The 26,617-nt window shown below is 40.2% G+C and carries 6 protein-coding genes and 1 pseudogene; all 7 read left to right on the top strand.

Annotated features, from left to right (window positions below; all coding sequences use genetic code 11):
- The first annotated feature begins 1,057 nt into the window (after window positions 1-1,057).
- Entirely contained in the window at window positions 1,058-1,942 is an 885-nt protein-coding gene (locus tag AC6I9F_RS09690; RefSeq protein WP_050104214.1) for an SPFH domain-containing protein, read from the top strand.
- A gap of 317 nt (window positions 1,943-2,259) precedes the next feature.
- Window positions 2,260-7,209 carry a ZmpA/ZmpB/ZmpC family metallo-endopeptidase gene (locus AC6I9F_RS09685; protein ID WP_498021968.1) on the top strand — a complete coding sequence of 1,650 codons (4,950 nt, stop codon included), beginning with the start codon at window positions 2,260-2,262 and terminating at the stop codon, window positions 7,207-7,209.
- A gap of 237 nt (window positions 7,210-7,446) precedes the next feature.
- Window positions 7,447-11,235: an Ig-like domain-containing protein gene (locus tag AC6I9F_RS09680; RefSeq protein ID WP_498021966.1), complete on the top strand. Its 3,789-nt coding sequence runs from the start codon at window positions 7,447-7,449 to the stop codon at window positions 11,233-11,235.
- A gap of 1 nt (window position 11,236) precedes the next feature.
- A complete protein-coding gene (locus AC6I9F_RS09675) occupies window positions 11,237-12,925 on the top strand; it encodes an alpha-L-fucosidase (protein WP_498021964.1) in 1,689 nt (562 codons plus the stop codon).
- Between the two features lie 206 nt (window positions 12,926-13,131).
- Complete coding sequence (locus AC6I9F_RS09670; protein ID WP_498021962.1) at window positions 13,132-14,010, top strand: Rpn family recombination-promoting nuclease/putative transposase; 879 nt, start codon at window positions 13,132-13,134, stop codon at window positions 14,008-14,010.
- Window positions 14,011-14,015: 5 nt separating this feature from the next.
- A pseudogene (locus AC6I9F_RS09665) lies at window positions 14,016-14,363 on the top strand (Rpn family recombination-promoting nuclease/putative transposase); the annotation flags it as partial.
- A gap of 705 nt (window positions 14,364-15,068) precedes the next feature.
- On the top strand, window positions 15,069-26,597 hold the full coding sequence (locus AC6I9F_RS09660) for a MiiA motif-containing surface protein (RefSeq protein ID WP_498021960.1): 11,529 nt from the start codon (window positions 15,069-15,071) through the stop codon (window positions 26,595-26,597).
- Window positions 26,598-26,617 lie beyond the last annotated feature (20 nt).

Below are 26,617 nucleotides of genomic sequence, written 5' to 3'. Positions count from 1 at the left end.
TTGAGAAGTTACATCACATTAAATTTAGATCATCAACATTGCTTAATGCTTGAACTATTGTAGATTATATGCTAGAATGTTGTTAGTGTATAAGGTTCATTAGAACACCAAAGCCCCTAACTATGTCGGTAGTTAAGGGCTTTTTTGACGTATCTTAGCGATTTAACGGGTGTTTATAGGCTAGTCAGTCGGTCTACTTCTTACCATCTAGCCATTTGCAGACGAAATACAAGATAATTCCAGCTATAACATCTGCTATAATAGTAAGAGCAAGCTCTGGTATAAGGCTCATTAGTTTCACCTCCTCTCACGAACCCATAGGAACGTAATCGGTAACCGATGACAAAAGTATTATACCACACTAAATTTAGATCATCAACCTCACTTAATGCTTGAACTATTGTAGATTATATGCTAGAATATAGTTAATTGATAAGGTTCATTAGAACACCAAAGCCCTTAACTATTGCCGTAGTTAAGGGCTTTTTTGACGTATCTTAGCGATTTAACGGGTGTTGATAGACTAGTCACTCGGTCTACTCCTTACTATCTAGCCATCTGCAGACGAAATACAAGATAACTCCAGCTATAACATCCGCTATAATAGTAAGAGCGAGCTCTATGATAAGGCTCATTAGTTTTACCTCCTTTCACGAACCGTAAGGAACGTAATCGGTAACCGATGACCAAAATAGTATACCACAATAAATTTAGATCATCAATCTCACTTAACTCTTGAAATATTGGAGTGCGGTTCACTTCAATGATGTTTTTTGTGAGTCTTTTAAAGGGATTAACTGTTACTTGTTTCGGTTCTTTGTCCACGGTTTGAAAAACTCAGATAGTATGTTGATAATCAACGGAGTTAGAAAGAACTGGCATGGTGCACCTAATTTCTTACCAGTTATTTTAGCAAGAGATTAGACGACAATAGGACAATTTACCTCTAATTATTGACATTTCAGGAAAAATCGCAGTAAAAACGGTACAGCCTTCTTTAAATGTGCTATAATACTAGAAAAATACTTGTGGAGGTTCCATCATGGCAATATTTTTCATGATTTTTCTGATTGTTTGTGTGCTCTTATTGCTGATAGTCACACTGAGTACGGTTTATGTGGTTCGTCAGCAGTCGGTGGCGATTATTGAACGCTTTGGGAAATACCAAAAGGTTGCCAATAGCGGTATTCACATTCGCTTGCCTTTTGGGATTGACTCGATTGCAGCACGCATTCAGTTACGCTTGTTGCAAAGTGATATTGTGGTTGAGACTAAGACCAAGGACAATGTGTTCGTTATGATGAATGTAGCGACTCAGTACCGTGTCAATGAGCAGAGCGTGACAGATGCCTACTATAAACTCATGCGTCCAGAATCTCAGATTAAATCTTATATCGAAGATGCTCTTCGCTCTTCTGTTCCCAAATTAACCTTGGATGAATTGTTTGAGAAAAAAGATGAGATTGCTCTTGAAGTTCAACACCAAGTAGCAGAAGAAATGACTACTTACGGCTACATTATCGTGAAAACCTTGATTACTAAGGTGGAGCCAGATGCAGAAGTTAAGCAATCCATGAATGAAATCAATGCGGCGCAACGTAAGCGGGTCGCGGCGCAAGAATTGGCAGAAGCCGATAAGATTAAAATTGTCACTGCAGCTGAAGCCGAAGCAGAAAAAGACCGCCTTCATGGTGTGGGGATTGCTCAACAACGTAAGGCGATTGTGGATGGATTGGCAGAGTCTATCACCGAACTCAAGGAAGCCAATGTTGGCATGACAGAAGAACAAATCATGTCCATCCTATTGACCAACCAGTATTTGGACACTTTGAATACCTTTGCTTCTAAAGGAAATCAAACCATCTTTTTACCAAATACGCCAAATGGTGTGGATGATATCCGTACACAAATCTTGTCAGCCCTTCGCGCTGAGAAGAAATAATAGACTAAAGAGCTTGGCAACAGGCTCTTTTTGCGTTGCGTTTGTTAAGAAAAACAAAGAACATTGATATACATTTATACTCAATGAAAATCAAAGAGCAAACTAGGAAGCTAGCCGCAGGTTGCTCAAAACACTGTTTTGAGGTTGCAGATGGAAGCTGACGTGGTTTGAAGAGATTTTCGAAGAGTATTAAATAAAAATTATTGTATGTTGTTGCCCTTAACTTGGAATGATAAGGGAATAACTAGAAAGATTTGTGAATACAAACTATTTCTGATATACTAAATATACAGTAATAATGAATGATGGGAGATGGGATGAAAGAATTTCAATTTGAGCGAAAGCAGCGTTTTTCTTTGAGGAAATATGCAATAGGAGCTTGTTCGGTCTTGCTAGGAACGAGTTTATTTTTTGCTGGTATGGATGCTCAGCCTGTACAGGCTACCGAAACGAGTTCAACACTAATTTCAAGTCATTATTTGGATGAGCAGGATTTATCTGAAAAGCTGAAATCTGAGTTGCAATGGTTTGAAGAAAATAAGATTGAGGTAAAAGAGGGAAAAGAATACTACTTTGTCTATCGAAAATTGGCTACAAGATTACCAGAAACAGGTCTTTTTTCTAATGATGGGACGTTTATCCTGGGAGCAGGATTATTATTGCTTTCCTTCACTTTAATCAAGAGAAAAAGGGGAGCGTCTTACTTCCTTGTGACAGTCTTTGCTGTTGGTGGATGGGGAGCATCCATCTCTGCTTTCGAAAATCTGGTAGAATTGCAACCAGCCCTTGTTAAGAGAGTAGAAGGTCAGTTTTTACCAAGTCCTGAAAGAGTTCAAGGATATGAATTTACGGGATATTATTTGGTAAGAGATAGTGGTAACAAGGAACTTTCTGTCGATAAGGTAGAGTCGCCAGCATTATCTCAAAAGGAGGACAGTTCAGAACCTCAATCTAAGAAGATTGTACCACAGACTGCATCTCATTTTAGCTCGACTGAAGACCTTGTGCAATCTCCTCAACCATCCTACGCAGTTGAGAAAATTGTTGAAGTTCCTGTAAGCAAACAAGCTCCTGATGAAATTGTGCCTATAGGGACTAAGGAAGAAGTTGCAGGAAATCCCCAAGGAGAAGAACCGAAATCAGAGAATAATAGTGATTATAAAACAAGTCCTGAGGAAGGCGTGTTAAATGCCACAGTAGAGAAACCAGAATTGCTAGTCACTACAGAGGAGATTGCTTTCCAAACGATAGAACAAGAAGATGCAACCTTAGCTAAAGGGCAAACTAAAGTTGTTCAAGAAGGTGTTGTTGGTGAACGCACCATCTATACGGAAGTCACTATCGTTAATGGGGAAAAATCTAGCAAAGTTATAGAAAATATAATCACAAAAGAGCCGGTGGACAAGGTGATTGCAGTTGGGACTAAGGAAGAAGTTGCACCAAAACCAACACAACCTGTAACTCCAGAGCCAGAGGAAGTTAAACCAGTTCAACCTGAAAAAACTCCAATAGTAGAGAATGAGACAGAGACAAAACCAGCTGATGGAATAGGACAACCAAGACCAGGAGCAGAAGAAACGCCGGGTACAGAAGCAACACCGGGCGAGAAACAAACACCTGACAAACTCGAAGCCGAGCCGAAGCAACCAGATCCAGCAACCTCAGCCATGGAATCAGGGGGCGAGGAAAATCAAACTCATGCCCCACAAGGTACTGAGTCCCAGCCACCATCTAAAGAAACTGCTGAGACCAAAGATTCTGAACCAGCAACCCCAGCCGTGGAATCAGGACGCGAAGAAGATCAATCTCCTGCGGAACAAAAGGGTGAGGAGAACCAGCTGGAGAATCCAGTTGAGGGGGCAAAAGATGCTGGTGAGTCTGCCCCACAAGAAACCCAAAAACAACCAGAACAAACGGCTCCATCTCCAGAGGTCAACCCAAGTCAAGGAAACGAACCAGAACCAGCTGTTCAGCCTGACCCCTTAGCTCCCCAAGAACAGTCAGATTCACAAGTGCAACCAACTGTCCCGAGTTCAGTAATGAAAGAAAAAGTATTGGACTATAAAACAATCTATACAGCATCGCCAACTTTAAATTACAAAGAGCAACAAGAAGTCTCACCAGGAGAAAAAGGAAGGGAAGTAACTACTACTACGTATACTCTTGACAAAAATACTGGAAAAATAGTGGAAAATACCTCAACAAAAATAGAGAAACAACCGGTGGATAGAATTGTTAAGATTGGGAATATAGAAGAAATAACATCAATAACCAAAAGACGCGAACAGTTTGTTGCGGATGAGTCACTTGATAAAGGTGTCAAAGAAGTCAGAAATCAGGGTCAGGACGAAGAAACGACAACAATAAAAGTCTACAAAGTAAATGTGCAAACAGGAGAGTTGACAGAACCAGAAATTTCAACAAAAGTAGCCAAAGCAATGCAAGCGAAAATAACGGCAGTAGGAACAAAACCAACAGTTCAATCACAAGAAATTCCGTTTAAGACAATTTATAAAGCATCGCCAGTTTTAAGTTACAATGTGCAAGAAGAAGAAACACCAGGGGAGAATGGTAGCTCAGTATCAACTACAAAATACACAGTAAATCAAGAAACAGGAGCTATCTCAGAAGAAACTACAACAGAGAACACTCCAGCTAAAGACAAAATAGTAAAAGTTGGTAATGTGGAAAAGATAGTATCACCTATAGAAATTACAGAGGTGAAAAAAGACGCTCCTGAACTTCTGAAAGGAAAAGAAAAGGTTGAAGATGAAGGTGAGCAAGGGGAAACAACCGTCACTAACACTTATGAAGTTAATCCGGAGACAGGAGAATTAACAAATCCAACTGAGAAAACTGAAGTAACTAAAGCTATGCGCCAAAAAGTAATCTTGGTTGGTACTAAAGAAGACAAACCGCATTTACTGCCAGAAAATAGTGAGTTAGAAAATGCAGTGGATGTGATGGAAGCTAGTAGAGAAATGAAGTCTGTAGACTTCTTAACAGATGAAAACTTTAAAGCGCAACTAACTCCGCCTGCTTTAGAAATAGAGCGTGATTTTTATAAAAAACGTAGTGAGTTGAAAAAAACGCAGCCGCAGATAAGGGATAGTGAAGTAAGAGAAATTCTACGAAAAGAATATCTTGAAAAATTATCGATTAAAGAAACACTCGATGCGACTAAAACCGATTTAGAAGCTAGTTTGAAAAAAGTTGCGGCGCATACCTTGAGTATTTTAGGTGACAATCAACAAAATAGAGAAAAAGTAAAAGGTGATATTGAAGCTAATAAAGAGAAAATATTACTAGGGTTATCCTATATCAATCGTTTTTATAATATTGATTTTGGAGATACCAACATCCGTGATATTCTAGCTTATAATCCAAGCTCATTTGGTAAGAAAGAGGTTACTGCTTTAGATTGGTTAACACACCTTGGGTCTATGAGTTATGATGAACTTAAATTAACGAATAGTCCAAAAACCTTTGAGAATTACTTTAGAAAAATTACAGATAAACCAACGCTATTAGATTTCCTAGATTACAATAGAACTACATTCACTAATATGGATGGCGATACGTGGTTGAAGAAAGCGACTAAAGCTATCGTAGTTGAAAAAGCTTCGAAAGAAAAACCTGATGAAAAAGTAGACTTATATACAAAATTAACTACCCCTCCTGAGAAATATGGAGCTGAAAATCGTCAAATAGAAAGTAGAAGACAACAAAATGTAGCTACATTATTAGGGTTGGTAAATATCAAAGAACCAAGCGTGTATGCTATAACTAACATAGCGACGGTAACCTACGGAAACATCGGAACGTATATGGATACTTCTTTAGAGAAAACGAATCCAGTTAAGTATAAAGAAGAATTAGAAAAAGTTAAAGCATTGATAGAATTAACTGCGACAAGACAGGCTAATTATGTTGACACTTTATACAGAATAACAAAAGAAGAAAATCGTCCGAAACTAATTACAAATAGAGTAATTGTAGATACGATGAAGAAATATACGACGGATACGTCTGCTGGAATAGCGACAACATGGTCTAAAGAATCAGGACCAACAGCGGATAAAGGGGTTAAAGACTTCATGACACCTTTAGGAATGTACTCGCCATCGCAAAATGTAGGTGCAGAAGCGAACGGAGTAGGTGTCCGTTACTTCATAGACAGAGTTCTGGATGATAGGGGTTCAGCGACTTATTCTCATGAAATGACGCACTTACTAGATAGAACGGTCTTGTTTAATAATCACGGTCGTCGAGATGGTACAGCGGCAGAGTTTTATGCTAGAGGAATCTTCGAGAATTCTTATACACCAGAGACAGATACATATTTCAACTTAAACTTTGTTTACGATGAAAGTAAGAAAAATGGCTTCTACAACAAAACGCCAGATAGATTTAAGACGGATGCAGATTTGAAATCTTATATGCATGGAAGTTTTGATGTGCTGTATAGTTTAGATTATTTAGAAGCGGAAGCAACAATGGAACTTACAGCAGAAGATAAAACTAAATATTTCAAAAAAATAACACCAATTGCGTCGATAGGACCTAGAGCGACAGTAACATACACAAATCCAGCGGTTAAATCTACGCATAAGAGTGAAAAAATCTCAGAAATTACACTGACAGAAGCGGAAAAACTAACGGATATCAATAGTCTGATTGATAATAATATTTTAGTTAATCGTTATATCATAAATGGATTTTATGCAACAGGTGATATAAAAGCTAATGGATATTATTTAGTGGATATGTTTGATACCATTTATGGTGTTAGTCAAAATGACTCTGGTATGAGTGGGGACATCACCTTTAGAAAACAAGCCTTTGAATTGATGGCTGCTTTGGGCTACTATGAAGGATTTGTTCCTTATGTATCAAATCAATATAAAAACCAAGCTGAAGAAGAAGGTAAACCGCTATCTGATAAATATATTTTCGATAACATTTTGGGAAAATCTTACGCAGCTTTCAAAAAAGAGCAAATAACTGAGCGTGTTGATAAATTAGGTAAGTTAAAACCAATTACTATAAATTATAACGGAAAAGAAGAAGTGATTGATAGTAAAGAAAAATTACAAGAGCTTATGAATAAAGCTGTTAAAGAAGAACTTGCTCAAATAAAAGCAGGAAATACCACGGCTAAAAAGTTTGAGTTTATCGAAACACCCGTTCAAAAACTGAAAAAAGCGATTTATAAAGCTTATCTCAAAGATTCAGATGACTTTAGACAGTCGATTTACAATAGTTAAGACAAAAGGGACATCTCTCTGGAATGAACATTCAGAGAGGTGTTTTTTGCGCTTTTGTAAGGTTTGACCCTGTTTCTTGAAAATTACAGTTTGCCTGAATATGGAATGATTTTCAGACTTTTCCACAAATTATAGAATCTTTTCTGAGGATTTAGGGAGTGATAGAGGAAGTATTGAAAGCGCTTTTGTTTTGTGCTATAGTCAAGTCAATAGACTTGTTTAAAGAGGAATGCTTGTATGAGAAGAGAAGAAGTTTTACGAAATCACTGGTTTTTTAGTCAAGAGGTGGGGAAAGAAGATGCCTTGGCACCGTATTTTCAGAGGGAAAATTGGCAGGCCATTCAAGTACCACATGACTGGAGTATTTACAATGATTTTGACCAGTACTCGCCAGCGCAAAATGAGGGTGGCCAGTTAAACGGTGGTCAGGCTTGGTACCGGACGCAGTTTTACTTGGAAGAAGATGTCAGTCTTGTATCGGTGCGTTTGCTCTTTGATGGGGTTTACATGAATGCCCAAGTCTATATCAATGGGCAAGTGCTGGGCTATTATCCCAATGGTTACACACCTTTTTCTTATGATATCACGCCTTATCTAAGAAATGATGGGACGGCCAACCAGCTTGCGGTTTTTGTGGAAAATCAGCAACCTAGCAGTCGTTGGTACTCTGGTAGCGGTATTTACCGAGAAGTAAAATTGTTGATGACAGATTCGGTGCATCTGGATTTATATGGGATTAAGATAGCAAGTCCCAAGCTCAAGGAGCAAAGAGATGGATGGGTGGAAACTCAGCTTGAAAGTAAAGTTTCAAATGATGGGCCTCAGTCTGTGTCGGTATATTTAGAACAGAGTATCTGGTATGATGGACAACAGCTGTCAGACTGGCAGGCGACAGACTCTCTAGTGATTGAGTCTGGGGACAAATATTCTTTCCAACAAGCCATATCAATTTTCCAACCTTTGCTTTGGGATATTGACCATCCTCATCTCTATCAGTTGAAGACTCGCCTTTATAAAAATGGCATTTTGGTTGATGAAGAAGAGGAGAGCTTTGGTTACCGCTATATAGATTGGCAAGCGGATAAGGGCTTCTTTCTAAATGGTCGCTGGTTGAAGATTCATGGAGTTTGTCTGCACCATGACTATGGATCTCTGGGAGCTGTGGAAAACAGGTCAGCTGCCGAGAGACGATTGCGCCAGATGAAGGAAATGGGCGTCAATGCGATTCGAATCACCCATAATCCAGCTAGTAGTATCTTGCTAGATGTGGCTGCTAAAATGGGGCTACTTATTCAAGAAGAAGCATTTGATACCTGGTATGGAGGCAAGAAAGAATATGACTATGGTCGCTTTTTTGAGGAAGAAGCGACTCATCCAGAAGCGAAAGCAGGCGATTTCTGGTCAGATTACGACTTGCGCACTATGATTGAGCGTGGCAAGAACAATCCAGCGATTTTTATGTGGTCCTTGGGAAATGAAGTCAGCGAAGCAAATGGCGATGCCCATTCATTGAAAACTATTAAACGCTTGCTGGAAAGGGTCAATGAGATTGATGATAGCCGTTTTGTGACCATGGGAATGGACCAGTTCCGCTTTGGAGATGGTTCTGGAGGTCATGAAAAGATTGCTGATTTGCTGGATGTGGTAGGCTTGAATTACTCGGAAGATAATATTGATAGGATTCGTAAAAGACATCCCAAGTGGCGACTTTACGGGTCTGAAACCTCATCGGCTACCCGAACGCGTGATAGCTATTTTCGCCCAGCTAAGGAATGGGTTGGGGATAATCGCCGCGTGCGGAATTTTGAACAGTCAGACTATGGCAATGATCGGGTTCCTTGGGGGAAGACAGCGACGGCTTCTTGGATAGCAGATAGAAATCGGCTAGACTATGCAGGTCAGTTTATCTGGACAGGAGTGGACTATATCGGTGAGCCGACTCCTTGGCACAACCAAAATGATACGCCTGTCAAGAGTTCCTATTTTGGGCTTGTGGACACAGCAGGGATTCCTAAAAATGATTATTATCTCTATCAAAGTCAGTGGGTGGACGTAAATCAGCATCCCATGGTTCATATCCTGCCCCACTGGAATTGGGAAATCCACAAGAGTTATCAACAAGTTGTGGATAAGTATGGGGATATCCCTGTTCGAGTGTATTCAAATGCTGGTTCTGTAGAGCTATTTCTCAATGGAAAATCTCAAGGCAGGAAGACTTTTCAGGAAAAATGGACTTCAGATGGCAGAAAATACCAAGAGGGACAAGGTTCTGACCAACTCTATCTCGAATGGCGCTTGGCTTATCAACCAGGAGAATTGCATGTTGTAGCCTATGATCATCAAGGTCAGATTGTGGCAGAAGATAGGGTAGTGACTGCAGGTAAGCCAGCCAAAATCGGGTTACATGCCGAGAAAACACAACTGGAGCCAGATGGGCAAGACCTCCTCTATCTCTATTTTGATGTATTGGACAAGGATGGAAATTGGGTGCCGAGTGCTTCCAATCAGATTCATTTTAAAATTGAGGGCCCTGCTCGCATTGTGGGTGTGGATAATGGTAGGCAGGCTAGTCGTGAACGTTACCAAGCCCAGAAAAATGGTCGGTTTAAGCGGAAAGCCTTTCATGGCAGAGGTGTCCTCTTAGTTCAGAGCTTGGAGCAGGTGGGTCTAGTCAGAGTAAAGGCCAGTGCCAGAGGGCTAGAGCCAGCAAGTTTTGATCTCTTAGTGGGAGAGGCTTTTGATTGCCAGCCAGTGAAAAATCAGCGCTTGTTTGAGATTCGAGTGGACAAGCAGGCAGGATTACAAGAAGGGGATTCCCCAGCCATTGGACTTTATCCACAAACTGTGGATAACCCTGTGAACAAAGTGGGAAATAGTGAAGTGATTTGGGAGACGAGTGGTAGTGCCCACGCCATTATCAAGCAGGGAGTGCTTCATTGCATGTCTGCAGGTGACTTGGCTATCCGTGCCATTTATCAAGGGAAAACCTATCAAACTCACTTGCAGGTCGCAGAAAATACCTCACTAGGGCAGGCAGTTTCTGTGCGACCACTTCGCTTGTATACAGCTAAGGGAACTTATCCACAGCTTCCGTCCTCGGTCTTGGTGGACTATGAGTCAGGCGATGCAAAACGAGTCAAGGTTGTCTGGGAGGAAATTCCTAAAGAAGATTTGGAAAAATTTCATGAATTTATGGTATCTGGTCAGCTTGAGGGGCTGGATCTAAAGGCTTCGGCTCAGGTTTGTGTTCAAGGGATTTGCGCTATTGAGCCTGAAAGGGTCTGGACGCTTGTTAAGGAAGCCCCACACTTACCAGACAGAGTTAAGCTAGTCTTATCAGATGGCAGACGAGATACGGCCAAGGTGACTTGGGATGAACTTGAACCCCAAGTCTATGCTCAGGTAGGAGAGTGTGTACTTATAGGACAAGTAGCGGGATGTGAATTGCCAGCAACAGTCACCATTCATGTGACAGATGCCAGTGTAGATGGGGAAGTCATTTCCAATCAGTGGACAGGGTCCAACCTGCCTCTGGTCTTTGCTTCTCATTCAGAGCCGAATCACCCAGCTTCTTACCTCAATGACAAGGTCATTTCTCGGAAGAAATCGACAGGCAATACTTGGATTATCAAGTCAGAGCAAGCTAGCGTCGGCATTCTGTTTGGAGATGCAGGGATTTTAAAACCGCGATTTGTGGATAACCTGACCTTGTATTATGTTGAAAATCCAGAATATGTGGCTGTTGAGCCGACCTTTATTGATTATTATGTAGGGAATGAACCTAGCTTGCCTCGGACTCCCAATCATTTGGACAAGGATTCTCTACTCAAACAAGAGGAGAATTGGCGCCCTGTATCAGCTATCCGAAAAGTGTCAAGTGACAAGGATGAAGAGCTTCGTTTTGAATTTGACAAGGTGGAGACCTATGCCCTTCGTCTTCGATTTGAAAACTTGGTAAATCCACTAGCGTTAACAGAATTGCAAGTGCATGCCAAAAAAGTAAAGAAAAATGTAGATAGGAAGTAGTATGGTAAGAGAAATAAAACCGCATGGCCCCTTGCCTAGTCAGGCCCAGCTAGCTTATTTAGAGGATGAACTAGCAGCATTTATACATTTTGGGCCCAATACCTTTTATGACCAGGAATGGGGGACAGGTCAGGAGGATCCTGAACGCTTTAACCCGACAAGGTTAGACGCGCGTGAATGGGTTCGCATGCTCAAGGAAACGGGCTTTAAGAAGTTGATTTTGGTGGTCAAGCACCACGATGGCTTTGTCCTTTATCCGACAGTTCACACAGATTATTCGATCAAGACCAGTCCTTGGAGGAATGGGGAGGGGGATTTGCTCCTTGAAGTATCCCAAGCTGCCACAGAGTTTGATATGGATATGGGGGTCTACCTATCGCCGTGGGACGCCCACAGCCCCCTCTATCATGTGGACCGAGAAGCGGACTATAATGCTTATTATCTGGCTCAGCTGAAGGAGATTTTATCAAATCCTGCCTATGGAAATGGAGGGAAATTTGCTGAGGTCTGGATGGATGGTGCCAGAGGAGAGGGCGCTCAAAAGGTCAATTATGAATTTGAAAAATGGTTTGAAACCATTCGTGACCTGCAGGGCGATTGCTTAATTTTTTCAACAGAAGGCGCTAGTATCCGCTGGATTGGCAATGAACGAGGGTATGCAGGTGATCCACTGTGGCAAAAGGTGAATCCTGACAAACTAGGAACAGAAGCAGAGCTGGATTATCTTCAGCATGGAGATTCTTCAGGCACTATTTTTTCAATTGGTGAGGCAGATGTTTCCATTCGACCGGGCTGGTTTTACCATGAGGATCAAGAACCTAAGTCTCTTGAGGAGTTGGTCGAAATCTACTTTCACTCGGTGGGTCGGGGAACTCCACTCTTGCTTAATATTCCGCCGAATAAAGATGGGCTCTTTGATGCAAAGGATATTGAACGTCTCTATGAATTTGCGGCCTATCGCAATGAGCTCTATAAAGAAGATTTGGCTCTGGGATCTGAGGTATCTGGTCCAGCTCTTTCCACAGACTTTGCCTGTCATCATCTGACAGATGGCCTTGAGACCAGTTCTTGGGCAAGCGATGTAGACTTGCCCATCCAGCTAGAACTAGACTTAGGGTCACCTAAAACTTTTGATGTAATTGAGTTAAGAGAAGATTTGAAGCTGGGGCAACGAATCGCTGCTTTTCATGTGCAAGTAGAGGTGGATGGCGTCTGGCAGGAATTTGGTACGGGCTTCACCGTTGGTCATAAGCGTCTCTTGCGAGGTCCGCTAGTAGAGGCACAGAAGGTGCGCGTGATAATTACAGAGGCACAGGATTTACCTGTACTGACCAAGATTTCACTCTATAAAACTCCTAGCTTATCACAAAAAGTAGTTGGTCAGGGACTAGCATTTGCAGAAAAAAGTCTAGCTGTAGCAAAGGGAGAGACTCTTCATTTTAGGATTGAACGTAGCGAAAGTAATACTCCTTTGGAGACTAAGATTTCGATTCAACCGGGGACAGGTGTCCATGGTGTCGTCTATCAGGACGAGATTCAAGTCCTTCAATTCCAAGCTGGGGAAAGCAAAAAAGATTTGACCATACCAACCCTGTATTTTGCTGCTGATAAGACCTTGGATTTCTATCTGAATCTGACTGTTGATGGACAACTGGTTGATCAAGCTCATATTTTAGTTGAAACGAGATAAAATATCTTCACAATTCATTTCTTTTCCGAATAAATAGATAGAGTCAGTGAATCTAGTAAAACTAGATTTAATACTCTTCGAAAATAAAATTCAAACCACGTCAACGTCGCCTTGCCGTACTCAAGTACAGCCTGCGGCTAGTTTCCTAGTTTGCTCTTTGATTTTCATTGAGTATAAAACTGTGGTATAATAAAAGGAGGAAAAGGATGATTTTAAGACATCCGGGCATTAGCCCAACCAATGACTTGGTTGCTAAGAAAATCTTCAGCAACCCAGAAATCACTTGTCAATTTATTCGCGATATGCTGGACTTGCCAGCCAAAAATGTGACCATTTTGGAGGGAAGTAATATTCACGTCTTGCCTTCCATGCCCTACTCAGCGCAGGATTTTTATACCAGTATAGATGTTTTAGCTGAACTAGATAATGGCACTCAAGTAATCATTGAGATTCAAGTACATCATCAGAATTTTTTCATCAATCGCCTGTGGGCTTATCTGTGCAGTCAGGTCAATCAAAATCTTGAAAAAATTCGCCAACGTGAAGGTGATACTCACCAGAGCTATAAACACATCGCACCAGTCTATGCCATCGCCATTGTGGATAGCAACTACTTCCAAGATGATTCTGCCTTTCACAGTTTTAGTATGCGAGAGGATACGACAGGTGAGGTTTTAACTATTACCAATAACGGACAAGAAAACCATCTGGTCAAGATGGCTTTCTTGGAATTAAAAAAATACAGAGAAACCAGCAAAGACGAGGTTCGTAAACCATGGTTGGAGTTTTTCGGCAACAAGCCCTTTACTCAGCAACCCGAGCGAGCCATCAGTCAGGCGGACCAACTGCTGGACTATAAGAGCTGGTCCGAGGAGGACAGGAAGATGTTTAGTCAACTACGTATGCGAGAAGAACAAGCTTTGTTAGCACAGGACTATGCCTTGGAAACAGCTAGGGAGGAAGGGAAATTTTTTGCCTTCCTAGATATGGTTCGTCAAGGTCTTCTGACTTCGGAGGTTGCGAGTCAGCAACTGGGTATGTCAGTCGCGGAGTTTGAATCGTTGCTGAAAGACCATCATAAATAAGACCTAAAAAATACAGAGAAACCAGCAAAGACGAGGTTCGCAAGCCGTGGTTGGAGTTTTTCGGGAATAAACCCTTTACCCAAGAACCTGAGCGAGCTATCAGCCAAGCAGACCAACTGCTGGACTACAAGAGCTGGTCCGAGGAGGACAGGAAGATGTTTAGTCAACTACGTATGCGTGAAGAACAGGCATTATTAGCGCAGGACTATGCCTTGGAACAAGCGGAGGAAAAGGGCTTAGAACGTGGAAAACTGTTTGCTTTTTTAGATATGGTTCGCCAACATCTTTTAATCGTTGAGGTTGCAAGTGAGCAGCTAGACATGACTGTCGCTGAGTTTGAGGCATTGCTGTAAATAGGAACAGATGACATGTTGCCAGAATGAGGTAGCATGTTTTATTTTAGCTTTAGTTGTTAGTTGCAACAGGCAGACCAGCCAGAGAATGCTAACACTTTTAGGTCGTAATTAGGATGTGGAAGTCAGTCATATTTCTACGGTGAGGCGACTCTGGCGTATTTTGCCTTTGAATTTTAAGAGAATAGTGCATATGAGAGATAGGGTCTGGTTCTGTTGGGCTCTGCTAGAAAGCTATCAGAGAATCTGGGCATTTAACTGACAGGTTCTCTTTTTTGGAAGAAAAAAAGCCAAAAACCTAAAAATTTTTGTATATTTATTTTACGAATGTTTTGTTTAAAAATTGTAGAATAGTTCCTTTTAGGTATCAAAGTTATCTGCTTTTCAAAATAAAAAGATTTTATCCAAATTCATTTCCGAATTTCAGGTTTTAATACAATATAATAACGTGCAGAAAATCAAAATATTTTCCTGATTTTAAAGTTAAAAAATTCATAATTTTGGTTATAAAAACGAACAAATTGTAAAAATTGTCTGAAAATGTTTTTTTTTTTTTGTGAATTTGATGAGCATTTAGTTTGCATATATATCACTTATCATGTACAATGAAGAAGTAAGGTATCATATGCAAAACCTCGCCTATGGCGAGGAATCTTTGCATGTAGATATGGACATAAAAAAATATTTTTAAGGAGAACACAATAAGTGGAGAAGAAATCGCCTATGAGTCGTGTTGAACGCTTGCACCGTGAAAAGGTCACACGTTACTCAATCCGTAAATATAGTTTTGGAGCAGCCAGCGTAGCAGTTGCTGCCCTGTTCATGTTCTTGGGAAATGGAGCTGTATCAGCTAATGAGCTAAGCAAACAAGAGACATCTCTAGCAGCTCCAGGGCTAGCCTCTGAACATGAGGGACCACAAGAAGCAGACAGTGCTTCGGTAGTAGCGCCAGCCCTTGATGCCCCATCAACTCCAGCAGCACAACCAGTTGTAGAAGAACCAGCAAAACCAGCTGCACCAGAAGTAATAACTCCAGCTTTGGACAAAAAGCAACTTGAAAACTACATTTCAGAAGTTAAATCAAAACTTTCTGCAGGTACGTATGCTAATAAAACAAAGGAGAGCCTTGCTCTTTTGAATGGGGAATTGGCTTCTGCTGAGTCTACACTCGCTTCTGCAACTACTCAAGATGAATTGAACGTAGCTTACAGAAACCTTCTCAATACAGTAAACTCAAAATTAACAAGCAAACCAAAAGGTTCAAAAGAAGCTCCGAAAGTAGACACTACTAACGGACAACCAACTGTAGGTAAAAAAGCAGAAAACACAGAACCAAAAGCTGGTACTAACTCAATCGAAAACACCGGTTCAAAAGACGAACGCAACGGTAAAGCGATGGATAAAGAGAATGCGTTTAGAGCTGAGACGACTGAGACTAAAGGCGACATTAGCTATACTCTGGAATATTCAAATCAATCTAAAAAAGAAATCTACTTATACAATGAAGAAAATGCGGATGTTAGTATTTCTGTAAATTCAACCGTTGGAAATATTGTAAAAGCCTATGTTAAGGGAGGAAGCGGTCAGTATTTAGATAAACGAGATATACATTCGGATCCTAAACCAGAGGAAACAGATGGTTGGGGTTGGACTTATCACTCTGTTTTAACACCAGCTCAAGGACCGGTAACAGTTCGAGTAACAGGGAAACCAAATGATAAGTTCAAAGAACTTTCTGCATATACAAAACAAGAAAACCAAGATGCTGGATTAGGTGCTAGGTTTATGCAAATTTATGATGCAGCAGGAGGAAAGATTGAAGCAGGAGCAGGTACAAACGGAGAGGGTTATTTCAGACTAGTTGTTAAATCTCAAACATACAAATACAGCATTCAACAACCAGAAAATAACGCTAATAAAATTGCTGTTTCAAATATTAACAACTTAACGGAAAATGATATTCAGAAAATTAAAGACCAAATCAAGATTGGATATTCTACAACTAGCCAAGATGCTAGATTTGAATCTAAAAAAGGTCAAGATTTAGATAATCAAGCTTCTGTAGTGAAAAGTATTGACGTAAATGGACAAACTATCACTGTAACCTATAACGATGATTCAACAGACACAGCTTCAATTTCTGATGTGGCACGTACGGATCTGGATCCTGTAGTGGAGTTCCCGTTCTCTGATGAACCTAAACGAGAAATTTATGTGTACGGAGCAGAAGAAAACTCATTCGACATCAAAATTAAAGACGATGCGGATAAGATTAAAAGTGCGACTTTATTACAATGGGGAAGTAATCCGTTTAAACCTGTAGCAGGTGAAACAGATAAAGTCAATACACAATATGGATATACAGCTAATGTTATTTCTTCTGAGACAACAGCCACAGAAGCTAAGCCAGCAGTTATTACATACTCAGGTACCCCAGCTCCAGAAGGGTCATTTACACAAGCTAAATTAGAGGCTGCAACTAAAGGAGAGAACCCTCCAGGCGTAGCTTTAGGATGGCGTTATTTAAAAGTAGTCGATTCTGAAGGAAAAGAATTTGTAGGTTCTGGAAAAGAAACTGCTAATAACATGTCACTTAGAGTTATGCTTAAACCACAAACTCAAAAATATGACATTCAAACACCAGCAGAAGCTGATAAAGTAGCAGTGGATGATGCATCGGAAGTAACTGAAGCAGAATTTAATAAAATCAAAGAAAAGCTTAAGATTGAGTACTCTAAAAACAATATGGATGCTCGTCTAGCTGATAAAAAAGGTCAAACTGTAGAAAATCAAGAAGAACGTATCGCAAGCATTAAAAAAGTTGATAACAATCTAGTTGTAACTTATAAAGATGGTTCAACAGACACTAGACCATTGACTGATTTTGCACGTACAAACAATGCTCCAGAAGTAACAATCCCTTATTCTGTAGACGGTAAAAAAGATGTATATGTATATGCAAATGAAGATTTTGAAATTCCTATTAAATATACAGATGATTCAGGGAAAATAGCATCTGCGACAATTAAACGTGGTGGGAATCAGGATTCGCCAGCTAAAGATGAATCTAATCCTGATATTTTAGATAATGAGTACAATACAACAGTTGAAAAAATTTCTACTGAAACAGTAGCAACAGCAGAAAAGCCTGCTATTGTAAAAATTAAAGGTAATATTTCAAAAGATAACTCTGGAATTGCCGAGAGCAAATTCCCTAAAGAAGCAAATCAAGAACTTAAAATTGTAACTCGTTATGCAACTGCAACTGACACAGATGGAAAAGAAATTCGTAATGTTGCTAAAGGTTCTTCATATGAAACTGACCCAGGTTCATTCAGTATTGTATTAAAATCTCAAACGAAAAAATATGACATTAGAGAGTTGGCTGATGCTGAGAAACCGGTGGTATCAAACATTGATAATATTCCAGCAGATGAGTTAGCTAATATTAAAGAAAATCTTCCATTAGAATACTCTAAGAAAAATGAAGATAAGAACTTAGAAGATAAAAAAGGAAAAGCAGTAGAAGCTGAAAATGCTAAGAAGGTTGTAAAAGATCTTGTTCAAGAGGGTACGAACTTAGTAGTAACTTATCAAGATGATTCTAAAGATACAATTCCTGTAGAGAAAGTTGTGAAATTAGATAAACAACCAGCTATTGATGCGGTTACTAACAAAGCGACAGAACAAATCGCAGCTATCAATGGTAACGATAAGTTAACACCAGCTGAAAAAGAAAAAGCTATTGCTGAAGTTAATAAAGATAAAGACGCAGCATTAGAAAAAATCGCTGATGCAACAAATGCAGCAGATATAACTGCAGGTAAAGATGAAGGTACTGGTGCTGTAGCGAAAGTAAATCCAATCGGTAAAGAAAAAGCTAAAGAAGAAATCGCTAAGACTTTGGAAGCTAAGAAGGATGCTATTGCGAACAATGATAGCTTAACACAAGCCGAGAAGGAAAAAGCTAAAAAAGATGCTGAAGACAAGGCAGCCGCCGCCCTTGCTGAAATCGAAAAACAACCAGCAACAGCAGAAACAGCAGCTGCGGCAACAGCAGCTCAAACTACTGTAAATGAAAAACAAGCTGAAGGAACCAAAGAAGTTGCTAAAATCAACCCAATCGGTAAACAAGCAGCATTAGACAAAATCGATGAAGCTTTAAAAGCTAAAGAAGCAGAAATGGATGCCCGCACTGACCTAACAGAGGAAGAAAAGGCAGAAGCGAAGGCAGAAGCTAAAAAACTTGCTGATGCTAAGAAAGCTGAAATTAAGGATAAAAATGATAATGCAGAAACGCCTGAAGCAGCTACACAAGAGCAAGGTAAAATCGATACAGCAGGCGATACTGGAAAAACACAGGTAGAGGGTGTTACTAAACCTGCTGCTAAAAAACCAGCAGCTAAAACAGCGGTAGAAACTACAGCCGCTGCTAAAAAGCAAGAAATTGCTCAAGACGCAGCCTTGACTGAAGAAGCTAGAGCAAAACTTCAAGCTGAGGTAGATGCTGTTAAGAAAGCTTCGGAAGAGGCAATCGATGGTGCTAAGAAAAATGCCGGTGTTGATAACGCTAAGAAATCAGCAGAAGCAGCGATTAAAGCCATCAACTCTGCTCGTTTACCAGCGAACAAGGTAATTGCTGAAAATCCAACAGCCTTAAATGAGGATGAACGGAAAAAACTAGAAGATGCTATTAAAGCAGTAAACCCTCCTGGAACGACGGTAGTTGTTAAGGATGATGGAAGTGCTGAAGTAACCTTACCAGGGAAGCAAGCACCTGAAACATTAAAACAAACAGACCTAACAAAAGATGTAAATGCTTTAGATACTGCAGGTGGTGGCAACAACATCAACCGTCCAACGGATAAAGTGATTGTTGGAAATCCTGAAAGTTTGACAGATGCAGATAAAGAAAACATCAAAAAAGCTGTTCGTGAAGTAAATCCTAATGCTGTTGTGACAATTGATGACAATGGTACAGTAACGGTTTCAACACCAGAAGGAAATACAGCAGGATTTACAGCCAAAGAATTGGTGCGTACTTTAGCTGATGCAGCAAATCCTGATTCAGGTAATGCAGGTGTTCGTAAGCCAGCAGATAAAAAAGTTGGACTAGCGACAGACCCGGCAGCACAAGCTGAAGTAACTGAAAAACTGAAAAAATTAAATGGTGGCGACGAAAAAGTTAAAGCTGTTAAATATGACGATGAAGGAAATGCAACAGTAGTTCTTAAAGACGGAACAATTGCGACAATTCCAGCAGGTGACTTATTCAAGACAGAAGAAGATGCTAAGAAAGCAAACGGTGGCGATGACATCAATAAACCGAATGCTCAAACAGTTGTAGAAGATATTGCAGCATTACAAGGTGAAGCAAATAAAGAAAAACTTGATAAAGTAAAAGCTGAAATTAAAGCAAAAGTTGAAGCTGTAAATCCAGGTGCAGTTGTAGTAGTTGACGACCAAGGAAACGCAGTTGTAACAACACCAGAAGGTAAAACAGCAGTTATTGACGCAGATGATTTAATTAAAAAACCTAATGAAACATCAACTGCCAAAGCTGGTAACAACATCAACAACCCAGCTGACAGAGTACGTGTTGATAACAGTAAGCAATTAACAGACCCTGAACTTGCTAGAATTAAAGCAGCAGTTGAAGCAGTGAACCCAGATGCTACAGTAGTAGTCGATGACCAAGGAAATGCGACTGTAACAACTAAAGATGGTAAAACTGCAACAATTCCAGTGGCAGATTTAGTCAAATCAGATGCGGATAAAGAGAATGTTAACGGTGGAAACCAAGTAAACACTCCAGCTGATAGAGTAGTGGTGGACAGTACAGATGCACCATTACCACAAGAAGTTACAGACGCTATTAAAGCTAAAATTCAAGCAGTAAATCCAGATGCAACAGTTGTTGTAGATGAAAAAGGAAATGCAACAGTAACAACGAAAGACGGAGCTGTGGCAACAATCCCAGCGAGCGATTTAGTAAAAGCTAAAGCTGACTTAGCTGACCCAGCGAAACAAGATGCTGTCAACAAACCAGCAGACAAAGTAGTAGTGGATCCAGCTTTAGTAGATGATCCAAATGCAGATTTAAGTGCCGCTAAAGATGCTATTAAAGCAGCTGTAGAAGCAGTAAATCCAGATTCTACTGTAGTAGTTGATGACAAAGGAAACGCAACAGTAACAACACCAGAAGGTAAAACTGTAGTGATTCCAAAAGCTGACTTAGTGAAGAAAGAAGCTGACAAAGAAACTGCTAAAGCAGGAAATAACATCAACAAACCAGTAGACAAAGTAGTTGCTGCTAAAGATGCCTTAACTCCTGAAAATATCGCAGCAATCAAGGCTAAAGTTCAAGCAGTAAACCCAGATGCAACAGTAGTAGTTGATGCAAAAGGAAATGCAACAGTAGTTACACCAGACGGTCAAACAGCAACAATTCCAGTAACTGACTTAGTGAAATCTCCAGAAGAAGCTAAAGATGAAAAAGCAGGAAACAACGTCAACAAACCAGCAGATAAAGTAGCAGCAACAAAAGCTGATTTAGCTGATGATGCGAAGAAAGCAGACGTTAAAGCTAAAATCAAAGCGGCTGTAGAAGCAGTGAACCCAGAAGGTTCAAAAGTATTCGTAGACGACCAAGGAAATGTGACTGTAACAACTCCAGATGGTAAAACAGCGACAATCCCTGTTGAAGATCTTATCAAAGATACAACTCAACCAAATGCAGGAAACAAAGTAAACACTCCAGCAACGAAAGTGGTTGTAACAGATCCTGCTAATATCAAGGCTGATGAAGATAAGATTAGAGCAGAAATTCTTAAAGTTAACCCAGGTGCAACAGTTGCATTTGACGACAAAGGAAACGCAACAGTAACAACGAAAGATGGAGCTGTAGCAACAATTCCAGCATCTGATTTAGCAAAAGATGCAGCTGACTTAACTAAGCCAGACAAGCAAGATGAAGTTAAGAAACCAGCAGATAAAACACTTGTTAAGAAAGCAGGTAAATTAACTCAAGCTGAAAAAGATGCAATCAAAGCAGAAATCGCTAAGGTAAATAGAGATCCGAAGACAACTATCGTAGTTGATGACGAAGGAAATGCAACAGTCACAACTCCAGAAGGAAAAACTGTAGTAATCGCCAAAGAAGACTTAGTGAAATCTCCACAAGAAGTTGATGGTGCAAAAGCAGGAAATAACATCAACAAGCCAGCGGATAAAGTAGCGGCAGCGGCGGCAGATTTAGTTGGACCGAATAAAGATGAAGTTAAAGCTAAAATCCAAAAAGCGGTTGAAGCAGTAAACCCAGGTGCGACTGTCTTTGTTGATGACCAAGGAAACGCAACAGTAACAACACCAGACGGTAAGACAGCAACAATCCCAGTTGAAGACTTATTGAAAGATCCAGCAGCTAAAGAAACTCCATCAGCAGGAAACAAAGTAAATACTCCAGCTGAAAGAACAGTAGTAGCAAATCCAGCTGAATTAACTGATGCTGAAAAAGCTAAGATTACTGCAGCAATTCAGGCGGTAAATCCTGAAGGAACTAAAGTCGTATTTGACGAAGCAGGAAACGCAACAGTAACAGTACCAAATCAAGACGGTACTATGGCTACAGCGACAATCCCTGTAAGTGACTTAGTGAAATCAAATGCTGAAAAAGATCTATTGGATCCAGCTAAACAAAACCCAGTTAAGAAACCTATCGATCAAACAGTAGTTGCTGATAAAGATGCATTAACTGATGAAGACCGTAAAGCTATTAAAGCTAAAGTTGCAGAAGTTAACCCAGGAGCAACTGTAGTAGTTGATGAAAAAGGAAATGCGACAGTAACAACTAAAGATGGTAAGACAGCTGTAATCGCAGCGGATGATTTAGTGAAAACTGATGATGAAGTATTAAGCGATCCAAAAGCAGGTAACGTTATTAACAAACCAGCAGATCGAGTGTTTGTTAAAGATGGACAAATCACGGATGATGTTAAAGCGAAAATCGCTGCTAAAGTTCAACGTATAAATCCAGGAGCAACAGTATTCGTAGATGACCAAGGAAATGCGACAGTAACAACACCAGAAGGTAAAACTGCAACAATTCCAGTAGCTGATTTAACGAAGACTGACGCTGATAAAGCTAAAGTGAATGCAGGAAATAAAATCAATTCACCAGCAGACAGAGTCTTAGTCAAAGACAGAGACAAATTGACAGCGGAAGATATTCAAGAAATTGAGAAAAACATTTTAGAAGTTAACCCAGGAGCAACAGTAGTATTTGACGCAAAAGGAAATGCGACTGTTAAGAATGCAAATGGAGACATCGCAACAATTCCTGTAGAAGCCTTAGCGAAACCAAAAGCAGATCTATTAAAACCTGAGAAACAAGATTTAATTAAGAAACCTGTTGATAAGGTATTAGTAACAGATCCAGCTAACGTGGATAAAGAAGCTATTAAGAAAGCTGTTGAGGAAGTTAACCCAGGTTCAACGGTTGTTGTTGATGACAATGGAAATGCAACGATAACTACAGAAGATGGTAGAAGCTTTGTAATTCCAGCAAAAGATTTAGTGAAAACTCCAGAAGAAGCTAAAAATGCAAAAGCAGGAAACAACATTAACAAACCAGCTGATAAAGTAGTAGTAGCTGATCCAACTAAACCATTATCTCCAGAAGAGAAAAAAGCGATTGAAGCTAAGATTAAAGCAGTAAATCCAGATGCAAAAGCGATCTTCGTAGATGATAAAGGAAATGCAACGGTAACTATAGAAGATAAAGACGGTAATACGGAAACAGCAACAATTCCAGCGGCAGATTTAGTAACAAGTCCAGAAGAAGCTAAACAACCAAATGCAGGAAACAAAGTTAACACACCAGCAGATAAAGTAGTTGTAAGCGATCCAGATCATTTATCAGACCAAGATAAAGCTAAGATTACAGAAGCAATCAAAGCAGTAAATCCAGAAGCTAAGGTGGCATTTGACGATAAAGGAAATGCAACGGTAACAACTAAAGATGGAGAAGTTGCAACAATTCCAGCTACTGATTTAGTGAAAACAGCAGAAGAAGCAGCTAAACCAAATGCAGGAAACAATGTCAATACACCAGCTGATAAAGTAGCGGTTGATTCTACTAAACCATTAACGGAAGATGAGAAAAAAGCAATCGCAGCTAAAGTAGCAGAAGTTAACCCGGGTGCAACTGTAGCAGTAGATGACAAAGGAAACGCAACAGTAACAGTAAATGGTAAGACAGCGGTCATTCCAGCGGCGGCATTAACTAAGACAGCAGATTCAGCTAAAGAACCAAACGCAGGTAACGACGTAGTTAAACCAGCTGACAAGACAGTTGTAGAAGATCCAGAATCATTAACAAAAGACGAGCAAGATGCAATCGCAGCTAAAGTAGCAGAAGTAAATCCAGAAGCTAAAACTGTAGTTGTTGATGACCAAGGAAATGCAACTGTAACAACTAAAGATGGTAAGACAGTGGTTATCCCAGCGAAAGATTTAGTGAAAACAGCAGAAGAAGCAGCTAAGCCAAATGCAGGAAACGATGTAAACACACCAGCCGATAAGACAGTCTTGGATCCAAATGACTTAGAAGCATCTAAGAAAGCAATCGAAGACAAAGTTAAAGCTGTAAATCCAGGAGCAACTGTAGTAGTAGACGATCAAGGAAACGCAACAGTAACAACGAAAGATGGTAAAGTAGCAGTCATTCCAGCATCAGACTTAACTAAGACAGCAGATTCAGCTAAAGAGCCAAACGCAGGAAACGACGTAGTTAAACCAGCCGATAAGACTGTAGTAGCAAATCCAGAATCGTTAACAAAAGACGAAAAAGATGCAATTGCAGCTAAAGTTAAAGCAGTAAATCCAGATGCGACTGTAGTAGTAGACGACAAAGGAAATGCAACAGTTACACCTAAAGATGGAAAACCAGTTGTAATTCCAGCATCAGACTTAACTAAGACAGCAGCAGACGCAGCTAAACCAAACGCAGGAAACGACATCGTTAAACCAGCAGATAAGACTGTAGTAGCAAATCCGAATGCTCTAACTCCAAAAGAGAAAGATGCAATTGTTGCTAAAGTTAAAGCAGTAAATCCAGATGCGACTGTAGTAGTAGACGACCAAGGAAACGCAACAGTAACTCTTCCAAACGGAAATACAGCAGTTATTCCAGCATCAGATTTAACAAAATCTGAAAAAGATGTGAACGATGGCAAAGCTAAAGACAACGCAGTTACACCAGCTTCTAAGACAAAAGTAGCAAATCCAAATGCTCTAACTCCAGAAGAGAAGAAAGCAATCGAAGACAAAGTTAAAGCAGCAAATCCAGGCGCAACTGTAGTAGTTGACGATAAAGGAAATGCAACTGTAACAGTAAATGGTAAGACAGCGGTCATTCCAGCGGCAGACTTAACGAAGAATGCAGATGCAGAAAAGGCACCAAAAGCAGGAAACGACATCGTTAAACCAGCTTCTAAGACAAAAGTTGCAAATCCAGACTCATTAACACAAGATGAGAAAGATGCAATTGCAGCTAAAGTAGCAGCCGTAAATCCAGGTTCAACTGTAGTCGTAGACGACCAAGGAAATGCGACAGTAACTCTTCCAAACGGAAATACAGCAGTTATCCCAGCATCAGATTTAACAAAATCTGAAAAAGATGTGAACGATGGAAAAGCTAAAGACAATGCAGTTACACCAGCCTCTAAGACAAAAGTCGCAAATCCAAATGCCTTAACTGAAGCTGAGAAGAAAGCCATCGAAGATAAAGTTAAAGCAGCAAATCCAGGCGCAACTGTAGTCGTAGACGACCAAGGAAATGCAACAGTAGTTAAAGATGGTAATGTTTCAGTTATCCCATCAACAGACTTAGTGAAAGTTGAAGATGATGCTACGAAACCAAATGGTGGTAACGATGCGAACACACCAGCAGCTAAGACTGTAGTAGCAGATTCAGAGAAACTTAAAGATGCTGAAAAAGAAGCTGTTAAGAAAGCTGTAGAAGCAGTCAACCCAGGTTCAACTGTAGTCGTAGACGATAAAGGAAACGCAACAGTAACCAAAGGTGATGGCACAGTTCTTAACATTCCAGCTTCAGACTTAGTCATCCCAGCAGAAAAATTAGCTGACGAAGCTAAGAACGCTAAAGTGAAAACACCAGCTATCCGTACATTAGTTGGAAATAAAGAAAACTTAACAAAAGACGAAAAAGACGCTGTTAAGAAAGCAATTGAAGCAGTTAACCCAGGTGCAACTGTAGTAGTAGACGATAAAGGAAACGCAACAGTAACAATGCCAGACGGTTCTACAGCAACAATTTCTAAAGAACAACTAGTGAAGAATGCAGAAGAAGCGAAAGCTAAAAACGGTGGTAATAATCTTGATTTCGACTTGAGTAAAGTAACGGTAGCAAACCTTGCTAATATTACTCCAGAAGAAAAAGCGAAATTCCAATTCAAAGTTCTAGGTGCTATCACTAATGTAGAAGAATTCGATTTAGATGCTTACATTAAGTCAACAGAAGACGGAAATACAGTTTACACATCTAAAGATGGTAAAGTGAAAATTACAATCGACAAAGATGGTAATGCAACAGTCGAAAAAGATGGTAAGAAAGAATTAGCTATTAACATTGACAAAGCTGGAAATGTAACAATCGTTACAAAAGAAGGTCAAGTATTAGCAATTCCAAGAGATGATGCATTCAAACAACGTCCTTATGTACCATCAAATGGTGGAGGTAATAACGGAGCTACTAACACTGACGCAAAAGCAGATAAAGCGAAGTTGGAAGGTGCTATCCATCAATTAGATGAATTGTTCATCCAAGAATTAGCTAAGCTTGATGCAGAAACTGCAAAAGAAGCGACTGACTTATTGGCAGACGCTAAGAAAGTATTTGCTAATGCAGACGCAACTCAAGCAGAAGTGGATGCAATGGTGAAACGTATCGAAGACTTCATGGCGAAAGTTGCTCCAGCAACTGACCCTACAAGCCCAGCTAAGGACCAAGCTGCTCAAACATCAGATGTAACTCCAGCTACTGCTCAAGCAGCAAATGCCAACCGAGCAGCAGCAAACGCGCGTAAAGCAGCTAAAGAATTGCCAAATACAGGTACAGCAGATTCTACTGTAGCTATGGTAGCAGCTGCCGCAAGTGCATTACTTGGTCTTGGTCTTGCAGGCCGTCGTCGTAAAGAAGACGAAGAAGCTTAATTGGTAGATTGTTTGATAAA

The sequence above is a fragment of the Streptococcus nakanonensis genome (assembly GCF_059738785.1).
Note: the sequence above shows the minus strand (reverse complement) of the source record. Positions and strands in the feature narration are given on the sequence as shown.